This window comes from Aeromicrobium sp. PFPM2_SD2 (assembly GCF_057364525.1).
In genome coordinates this window covers 1-1,948 of the sequence record NZ_JBNFNZ010000451.1, presented here as the reverse complement: position 1 = coordinate 1,948, position 1,948 = coordinate 1, and the positions used below count along the sequence as shown (strand labels likewise).

Genomic DNA, 1,948 nt, shown 5'->3' with positions numbered 1-1,948 from the left:
GTCATGGCGCTGTACCAGGACGCCGCCCCCGGCCGGCATCCCGCGCGACGTCCTCGTGCCGGCGCTGCCGGCCGACGCCGACGCGCTGGAGGCGCTGCTGGGCGAGCTGCGCGGCGGTCCGGTCAGCCTGCGCGTGCCGCAGCGGGGCGACAAGAAGCGCCTGCTCGAGACGGTCGGGCAGAACGCCAAGCAGGTCATGGCCCGGCACAAGCTCAAGCGCGCCGGCGACCTCACCGCGCGCAGCCTGGCGCTGGAGGAGATCCAGGAGGCGCTCGACCTGCCCACGGCTCCGCTGCGCATCGAGTGCTACGACATCTCCAACCTCCAGGGCACCGAGATCGTCGCGTCCATGGTGGTGTTCGAGGACGGCCTGCCGCGCAAGTCCGAGTACCGCCGCTTCGCCATCCGGCACGAGGGCCAGAGCGACGTGGCGGCCATGCACGAGGTCATCACGCGCCGCTTCGAGCGCCTGCTCAAGGCGCGCGCCGAGGGCGCCGACGCCGCCGGCATCGATCCGGAGACCGGCAAGCCGAAGAAGTTCGCGTACGCTCCCGCGCTGGTGGTCGTCGACGGCGGTCCGCCGCAGGTCGCCGCGGCCCAGCAGGCGATGGACGAGCTCGGCATCACCGACGTCGCGCTGTGCGGCCTGGCCAAGCGGCTCGAGGAGGTCTGGGTCCCCGACGACGAGGACCCGGTCATCATGCCGCGCACGAGCGAGGGGCTGTACCTGCTGCAGCGCGTCCGCGACGAGGCGCACCGCTTCGCCATCACCCACCACCGCCAGCGGCGCAGCAAGTCGATGGTCGTCAGCGAGCTGGACTCCGTGCCCGGCCTCGGCCCCACCCGCATCAAGGCGCTGCGCAAGACGTTCGGCTCGGTGAAGGCCATGCGCGCGGCCACCGTCGAGCAGCTCGCCGACGTCCCGGGCATCGGCCCGGCGACGGCCGCGGCCATCCACGCCGCCCTGAACGACGACGCCCCCGCGGCGGCGTCCGGTACGGTCGCGGTCAACACCGCCACCGGAGAGATCCTGGAGGACTGAATGCCCCGGTTCGACGAGTTCGTGCTGGTGACCGGCATGACCGGCGCGGGCCGCGGCACCGCGGCGAAGGTGCTGGAGAAGCTCGGCTACTACGTCGTCGACAACCTGCCGGCGGCGCTGCTGCCGCAGGTGGTCCGCACGGCCGAGCAGCTCGACGGGTTCGTCGGCCTGGCCGTCGTCGTCGACGCGCGCTCCGGACCGTTCTTCGGCGAGCTGTTTGACGCCGTGGAGTCCATCCGCGACTCCGGCGTCACCCCGCTCGTGCTGTACCTCGAGGCGGCCGACGAGGTGCTCGTGCGCCGCCAGGAGGCGGCCCGGCGCCCGCACCCGCTCAGCCGCGAGGGTCGGCTCATGGACGGCTTCGCCCGCGAGCGCGAGCTGCTGCGCCCCTGGCGCGGACGCGCGAACGTCGTCATCGACACCACCAACCTCAACACCCACCAGCTCGCGTCCCGGGTGCGCGCCGCCTTCCACGAGCCCGAGTCCGGTGGCCTGCGCGCGTCGGTGGTCTCGTTCGGCTTCAAGTACGGGCTGCCGATCGACGCCGACATGGTCGCCGACATGCGCTTCCTGCCCAACCCGTTCTGGGTCGACGACCTGCGCCCGCTCAGCGGCCTGGACGTCCCGGTGGCCGACTACGTCCGGGCCCAGCCGCGGGCCGAGGAGTTCCTGGAGCGCTACGAGGAGCTCGTCGCGCTGCTGACCGACGGCTTCCTCAAGGAGGACAAGCACTTCCTCACCATCGCCATCGGCTGCACCGGCGGACGCCACCGCAGCGTCGCGATGGCCGAGGCGTTCGCCGAGCGGCTGCGCGGGCACCAGGTGCCGACGCTCGTCGTCCACCGCGACCTGGGACGCGAGTAGTGAGCCGCGGTCGCCACCTCGCGGGGCAGCGGGGCGCGCCGG

General features: G+C 73.0%; 2 protein-coding genes. Both read left to right on the top strand.

Annotation, left to right across the window (positions count from 1 at the left end; genetic code table 11):
- A partial coding sequence (gene uvrC, locus AC2W7G_RS14940; RefSeq protein WP_485869135.1) for an excinuclease ABC subunit UvrC occupies nt 1-1,042 on the top strand: 1,042 nt, incomplete at its 5' end.
- Nucleotides 1,043-1,906 (top strand): RNase adapter RapZ, encoded by an 864-nt coding sequence (rapZ, locus tag AC2W7G_RS14935; RefSeq protein WP_485869134.1) that lies wholly within the window; start codon nt 1,043-1,045, stop codon nt 1,904-1,906.
- The last annotated feature ends 42 nt before the right edge of the window (nt 1,907-1,948 follow it).